We start from the raw sequence: 7,396 nt of genomic DNA on the forward strand, positions 1-7,396 counted from the left end.
AAGGCCAACATTATCGATAAAGCCATTAAACGCTCTTATTGTAGCAGCACCTCGACTAAACCCAAACATGAAAATACCATCACCAGCGTCGTAACGCCGAGCTAAAAACTCGTACAAATCCTTAACATTCGTTTCAAAACCAAATCCTAAAGCCCCAGAAAGACTCCTGATATATTTGTTTTTTTGCGTTCCTACCCCGTTGTCGTAAAATGTTATTTGCTCTTTTGCAGCATTATGAATATCGATAGCATTGTACATTTTATAGACATTACTATCTGGCGTATAACCACCTTCGTTACCAGTACCGTCGGCACATAGGATAATATTCTTACTCATAATAATTGGGTGTGAAAGTTTCGTTATTGATCAACAACGAAACTACGTATTATTACCTATCAGGTAATATAACAAGAAAAGCTTTTTACTTTTTCTTATTCATGTTCAGTATCTTATCTCCTCTCCGTCTCGCTTTCTTGTATTTCAAAGCTTTCTTTCGAGAGTAAGATCCACCTTGATTGGTCTTCTTATTCTTTTCGCTCTTTTCGTGAAATCCACTATTGAGATTTGCCCTTGAATCTATTCGATTCTTGCTGAATTTTGGTCTTGTTCGTTCCTCATCTGATAGTTGAGCAGACTCTTCAACTTCATCCGGAAATTCAATAACGGGAATCTCGTAATCCATCAAGTCCTCGATATCCACCATATCGCTCTCTTCTTGCTCTGTAAAAAACAAAATCGACTTACCCTTTTCTTCCGCTCTACCCGTTCTGCCAATTCGATGCATGTAGTTCTCTGCATAAATAGGTGTATCAAAATTGATAACATGAGAAATCTTATCTAGGTCAAGACCACGAGCAATTACATCTGTTGCAACCAAAACCCTACTAACTCCTTGTTCGAATTGCTCTATACTTCTTATTCTAAAGTTCTGTGATTTATTACCGTGGATAACTGCACAAGTATTACCAAACTCTTCTTCTAGTCTTTCAAAAATAAGATCAACACGTTTTTTATTTGAAGCGAATACTAACACCTTGGTGAATTCATTTTGATCCTGAAGAAGATGCACCAAGAGGTTAATCTTGGTATAGAAATTTTTAACGAAGTAACACGACTGCTTAATATTATCTAATGGTGTACCGCTTAATTCGATGGCAATCTTAACTGGACCAGCAAAATAATCATCTATCAAAACATCAACTTCTTCCGTCATAGTAGCCGAAAACATAATATTCTGTCTTTGTTCGGGAAGCAACTCAAAAATACGTTCAAGTTGAAGCTGAAAGCCCAAATCAAGCATTACATCAACCTCATCAATAACAAGCTTTTTAATGGCCTTTAAATGAAGAGACCTACTTATAACCAAATCATATAATCGTCCTGGAGTAGCCACAATAATATCCGCACCTTGCGCACATTTCATTCGTTGCGGGTTAGTGTTTACACCTCCATAAATCCCTAATACACGAGTTGTCATATAGGTCAAAAACCGCTCAATCTCTTTTTGAACCTGAATAACCAACTCTCTTGTTGGAACCAATATCAAAATCCTAGGATTAATTTGTTCAGAATATGTAAGCTGATGCAAGATTGGAATAACATAGGCCAGGGTTTTACCTGTACCTGTTTGCGCAATTCCCACCATATCTCTACCAGAAAGAATTACGGGATAAGCCTCTTCTTGAATTGGAGTAGGATTAACAAAACCCTCTTCCTCAATAGCATTACGCAATGCAGAGGTTAATTTAAAATCTTGAAACGTTCGTTCTGACATATTGCAAAATTACGTAAATGAAAGGGTAATCAACGTGCAGAATCACTTTGTAAATTATATAGGAATGCTCACTCTAAAAGAAGTTCCAACACCTAGTTCACTTTCTACTTTAATTTCACCTCCTACGGATTCTATTATAGAACTAACTATATGAAGACCAATCCCTTTTCCCTTATATGTATCATTAAATCGCTGGAAGAGGCCAAACAACCTACCTTCTGTTCTTTTCAAATCCATCCCTATTCCATTATCCTTAAATTCTAAAATAGCAAACCCATTTTCAACCGATGAGCTAATGCTAATTTTAGGCACATTACCTTTTTGTTGGTACTTAATAGAGTTCGTTAACATATTTTGGAAGACGCTAACCAAATGAACTTTCGAAAACATGACATACTCCATTGTAGAAAAATATTCGTCTATCTGCGTTCCTGTATTTTCTATTTCTGTACTCAGCAATCCTTTTACCTCATCAACGATTGTAGATAAATGCAACTTATCCATTTCCATATTTTCCAACTCGGTTTGTACCGATATCACTTTATTTAAGCTGGCAATTGTATCCGTCATAGTTTCAAGGTTACTACAAGCCATATCTATTAAACATTTGCCTTCATCAGCTATCATATTTTCCTCTTTTAGAACCTCCAACAAACCCTCAATATTCTTTACTGGAGTTTTCAAATCATGTGATGCTATGTAGTTCAACTGCATCAATTTTCTATTTGAATTTTCTACTTTATTAAAACTTTCTTGCACTGCTGCTGTCATTAGATTAAACGATTTACCCAATTTACCCAACTCATCACTTTCGTTTAATTCAATTTTCAAATCATAGTTCCCTTTACTAATTTCAGAAGTAGATTCTTGTAATTTAATAACAGGATTTACAATTGATTTAGTGATGCGCAAGGAAATAATCAAACCTAATAATATTGCAACTACACCTATTATCAGGGTAGTGGTAGATAGCAAAAAAATACTTTTTGCCAAACCCGATTGGAATTGCGCATTCTCTTTCTTGTAAAAGTCCTGTAGTTTACAAAGTTGATACGTTAACCGCTGGTACAACGGAGTTATTTCATCATGAATCAGATTCCCTGCCAAGTCTTTTGCCAGCTTTATTGCTTCCTTATTCCCTTTACCTGCTTTTTCCATTCCGAGAATAATCCAATAATTACTTCTCAGCTCTGCAGCAATAGTTATTATTTGGTGACAGCTTTCAAATAATTTGCCTTCGTTTGGTAGCCTACCCTGAATTATTTTTACCTCAGATATTAAGTTTGGAAACTCAACATCCAATATTCCTTTTATTCTGTTTTCTCTTGAAGGATTAAAACTTCCGTAACTGGATACAAGATTAACTACAAGAAGATTTAACTCATTATTTGAGGATTGAAACCGCTCCAAATTCGAAATAGCTGGATTAGAAATATCCAACATATTTTGGTAATTAGAATTGGCATCGCGACTAACAATCTGAATAAGTGTAATAACAATTATCAGAAATAATATAATCGAACCAAAAGCGAGAATTAACTTATTTCGAATTGTCATACTATAATTCTAGTGTGTAACGTTACTTATATCACCCTCCCCATCAAAACGATACAAAGAAAAATACACTCCCTTTGACATCCCATCTTCACTTATCAAAAGATTTCCACAAACACCTTCAAAGTAGGATACTTCGTGGAGCTGAGATCGCAACCATTCGCCAATAGACAAACCTTCGGGCAACCCTTTATTTACAGATCGTAATTTCGATATCAACAAATTAGCTGCATCAAATGCTTGCATCGGTGGCCAAATAGAGTTTGGTTTCTTTCCAAATTTTTCAGCATATGCGTCTAAAAACTCATTCGCCTTAATATAGTTTCCATCTGACGGAGTAAAAAACGGAAACTCTGTACCCACTATTGCACCTTCCGAATTATTGAAATAAGCAGGGTCCATTAGCGTAGCAGAACCATAAAACGGAGCATCAATACCCAAATCCCTAGCTTGTTTAGAGGCAAAACCAAACGCCTTATAACCAAACATTATGTATGCCTCGAAACTATCTGTTTGAAATTTCTTGAAATGATCTGTAAAGTCTTTATTTCCTTTTTCAACTTCATATACCAAATTTTCAATTTTAGCCTGATCCAAAATTTTCTTCGCAGCCATTGCCCCCCTTGTCATAAAGTCGTTCGGAAAATGCATTATCATAACTTTTTTTAATCCCAACTCAACGATTCGTTCTGCCACTAAACCATTTGCACCTTCTGTACTTTTAGCAACAGCAAACGTATTTTCATTAAGGGAGGAAAGTAATTCATCATTATTTAAAGAATTAATACAAAGAACATTATCCGCCAACAGTTTTCCCTGAATTGCAACAGTACCACCCGTATTACTAATTAAAACAACTTGAATATCATGGTCTTTTCTTAACTCATCGTATAAAGGCAAAGCCTTGTCTTTTTCCCATTCATCGTCTTTTACAAAAAGATTTAATTTTGGTTCATCCTCCTCTTTTGTTTCATTGTATTGCTCTACCGCCAATTCAATTGCTTTTGCCGGACCAATTCCCAAATCTGTTGCCCTAACCGACAATGGCCCTATATACCCAATATTAATTTCAGTGATACCATTATCAGCACAGCCTATTCCTAAAAAAAGAATAACTACCAAAAAAATATTCATTTGACTTTTTAGAGACTTCATAAATTTCTTTGAATTATTTGAATGCTACTTTATACTGGAATCCATACCCTAAACCATAATTACCGGAAGGTAATAAATCATTTATTCTATATTCAGCAACAAGGTAAAATTGATCTATTAATCGAATTCCTAACTGATACTCTGATACCCACCTCATTTTAACCCCTCCATCTAGATAAACGATATTCTGGTCTGCGAATCCGGCAATATAAACACGGTCCTTCAATTTACTCGGCCATACCTTAATGTTGTAAACATGCTCTATCATTGTCATGTATTTAATATCTGTTTCCATTCGGAACAGAATAAGCATTGGATTTGCAGAATAGAACATATTCATCTTGGAAAAAAATCCTTAATAACCGGTGTATTACTCTATCTCCACCTAAAACCTAGTTTGTAATCGTCATTCATATCGCCCTGTCGCATGACATATTGAAATCTAATATCTAATGAATTTCCCTTTTTTACATTCCAACGAATATTATGCTCGCTGTAATAGCCTCCTAAATCAGGCGTACGTGGAACGCTTTGGTAATTAGTAAGAGAAAAATATTGAACCCGATGAGGTAGTTTGGCCAGAATATTAATGGTCATTACACTGAAGTTCCGTGTATCGTAGTATCCATAAAATCCAAGAATCCAGTATTCTGATGTTCGGCCTTAACTTCTTTCTATGTTTCGTGGGCCACAGACAGTTGCTGAAAGCCAACAATGAAGCTTAATACGGTTATTAATAGGACATACTTTCTCATAATAAAAATCTATTCAATTTAGACTTGAATTAGTTATAGTTACGAGGCCACACAACTATAATACAAGCACTATTTCACGAACAAAAAAACTTTTTGTTATTCTTTCTTTGGCCCTTCGCTTGTACTAGAGTTTGTCAAATTATTTACCTCTTTAAACTCGTGGTATGTTTTACACTCCAACGCCCATGCTCCTTGAGGTGTTTTCGTTTCAACTAGTCGATACCTGTTAAACCCAATATTCTCCTTTCGAAGGGTGCTTCTAACAATCTCTCCCATTAAGTTATCGTATGAACATCCAACATAACGAGGTAGAAATTTTCCGCTATTCGGATTAATAGCTTCAATAAGAAAAGCTCCTATTGATTTAGGACCAACAGATAAATCGATCTTGCTTATATCTTTAGATGAGACATACTCCCTGGGCTTCTTCACGAATAAAGATTAATCTAGCTGTATAAAGAATCCAATATCGAATCGGCAAAGCTTACGCCCTTTGAATAACTCTTTTTACTTAGCTTTTCATTCTCGGCAAGAGCCCATAAAACAAACTCTTTATAAAATAATTCATCTTCCGGAGCTGTTTCCAGAATGTAAGCTTCAAGCACATCGCCCAACGGCCCAACCGAGTTTAACAAACTTGAATATTTATCATTACTTGCTCCGTTTGGCAATTCAAAACCAGAGTTATTCATAAACCAGTTAACTACTTTATCAAACTCATCAATCTCGTCGGGCTTTTGTAATTTCTTAATCTCTCTAAAATTATCTCCAAACAAAGCGTTTACTGCATCGCCCAATAGAATAGATGCAACTCCCGCTGCCCCTTCCTGTTCTCCTTCGTAAACCAATTCTACCTTACCAGTAATCGCGGCAGTTATTCCTAAGAAATCACTCATACGAACAGTTGTTTCCTTGTCTTTACTTCGTATCAACCTTTGCTCGGCAGTGCTCAACAAATTCTCATAGATTGTGATACTCATCCGTGCAGATACGCCACTCTTACTATCAATTAATTCGCTCTTTCTTGCCTCGAAGCCTATTTGCTCAACTAGTTGTTTAGCTAGACTTGGTACAAGTATTTTCTTATTCGCTGTTTCCGATAACTTCACTTCTTGATCCGTAATGGCTTGTGCCGTTTCTATATCCTGCGGATAGTGCGTCATTATTTGAGATCCAATACGATCTTTAAGTGGTGTTACAATACTTCCTCTATTTGTGTAATCTTCTGGGTTTGCTGTAAACACAAATTCTAGATCTAACATCAATCGCATTTGAAAACCTCTAATCTGTATATCCCCTTCTTGCAAGATATTGAATAACGAAACCTGGATTCTAGCCTGTAAATCTGGTAACTCATTAATCACAAATATGCAACGGTTGGCACGAGGAATCATTCCAAAGTGAATCACCTCTTCGTTCGCATAAGACAACTTCAAACTTGCAGCTTTAATAGGATCTACATCTCCTATCAAATCGGCCACAGTAACATCTGGTGTAGCCAACTTCTCAAAAAACCGATTAGTTCTATGGAGCCATCTGACTGGTGTATTATCTCCCTTTTCAGAAACAAGGTCTTTCGCAAATCTCGATAAGGGATTTAATGGGTCGTCGTTAATTTCGGACCCTTCCACCACTGGAATATATTCATCTAATAAATTAACCATGGAACGTGCAATTCTTGTCTTCGCCTGACCACGTAAACCCAGCAGATTAATATTGTGCTTAGACAGTATCGCATTGGTTAGTTCAGGGATAACAGTATCGTCATAACCTATTATACCTTCAAACAAGGGCAAATCATTTGCAAGCTTCTCTACCAAGTTATCTCTCAATTCTTGCTTTACGCTTTTACTTGTGTAGCCACTTTTTACTAAGTCCCCTAACGTTTGTATTGCTTTGTGGTCCATGCTAATTTCTAATTTTCTTTTTTCTATTCTGTTCGTAATCTTCAAATATCATCTCGCCCAATCCTTTTAGTCCTGTGTAAAAAGCTTTGCCCTGGTTAGCCTGAGTAAACTCCTCAACGAAGTGCTGTAGATATTGATCGCGCGCTATCATAAAAGTCGTAATGGGAATTTGAAGCTTACGGGCTTGCTTGGCCATATTCAAACATTTCCCTGTAATAAAGGCATCGAGCCCCATACTGTTCTTATAATAG

8 protein-coding genes are annotated in these 7,396 nt (G+C 36.2%); all 8 read right to left on the reverse strand.

What is annotated here, in order from left to right; genetic code table 11:
* Window positions 1–336 (reverse strand): DUF2235 domain-containing protein (locus HRT72_01005; GenBank protein NQY66295.1); only part of this gene is annotated, 336 nt, incomplete at its 3' end.
* 85 nt (window positions 337–421) lie between these two features.
* Window positions 422–1,774, reverse strand: coding sequence for a DEAD/DEAH box helicase (locus tag HRT72_01010; GenBank protein ID NQY66296.1), 1,353 nt, complete (start codon window positions 1,772–1,774; stop codon window positions 422–424).
* Window positions 1,775–1,828: 54 nt separating this feature from the next.
* A complete protein-coding gene (locus tag HRT72_01015; GenBank protein ID NQY66297.1) occupies window positions 1,829–3,331 on the reverse strand; it encodes a HAMP domain-containing histidine kinase in 1,503 nt (500 codons plus the stop codon).
* 9 nt (window positions 3,332–3,340) lie between these two features.
* The gene (locus HRT72_01020; GenBank protein ID NQY66298.1) at window positions 3,341–4,483 is read right to left on the reverse strand and encodes an amino acid ABC transporter substrate-binding protein; all 1,143 of its coding nucleotides are present in this window, start codon (window positions 4,481–4,483) and stop codon (window positions 3,341–3,343) included.
* A 13-nt stretch (window positions 4,484–4,496) separates the two neighbouring features.
* Window positions 4,497–4,778 (reverse strand): hypothetical protein, encoded by a 282-nt coding sequence (locus tag HRT72_01025; GenBank protein NQY66299.1) that lies wholly within the window; start codon window positions 4,776–4,778, stop codon window positions 4,497–4,499.
* Window positions 4,779–5,334: 556 nt separating this feature from the next.
* Window positions 5,335–5,670, reverse strand: coding sequence for a hypothetical protein (locus tag HRT72_01030; GenBank protein ID NQY66300.1), 336 nt, complete (start codon window positions 5,668–5,670; stop codon window positions 5,335–5,337).
* 14 nt (window positions 5,671–5,684) lie between these two features.
* On the reverse strand, window positions 5,685–7,145 hold the full coding sequence (locus HRT72_01035) for a magnesium chelatase (GenBank protein NQY66301.1): 1,461 nt from the start codon (window positions 7,143–7,145) through the stop codon (window positions 5,685–5,687).
* Between the two features lies 1 nt (window position 7,146).
* On the reverse strand, window positions 7,147–7,396 hold a 250-nt coding region (locus tag HRT72_01040), incomplete at its 5' end, for a hypothetical protein (protein NQY66302.1).

Source organism: Flavobacteriales bacterium, from assembly GCA_013214975.1.
In the GTDB taxonomy this organism is placed as follows: domain Bacteria; phylum Bacteroidota; class Bacteroidia; order DT-38; family DT-38; genus DT-38.

Bases quoted from the DNA above. Each gene is read 5' to 3' on its own strand.
- HRT72_01035 (NQY66301.1), bottom strand. From the start codon at position 7,145: ATGGACCACAAAGCAATACAAACGTTAGGGGACTTAGTAAAAAGTGGC.
- HRT72_01020 (NQY66298.1), bottom strand. From the start codon at position 4,483: ATGAAGTCTCTAAAAAGTCAAATGAATATTTTTTTGGTAGTTATTCTT.
- HRT72_01025 (NQY66299.1), bottom strand. From the start codon at position 4,778: ATGGAAACAGATATTAAATACATGACAATGATAGAGCATGTTTACAAC.
- HRT72_01015 (NQY66297.1), bottom strand. From the start codon at position 3,331: ATGACAATTCGAAATAAGTTAATTCTCGCTTTTGGTTCGATTATATTA.
- HRT72_01010 (NQY66296.1), bottom strand. From the start codon at position 1,774: ATGTCAGAACGAACGTTTCAAGATTTTAAATTAACCTCTGCATTGCGT.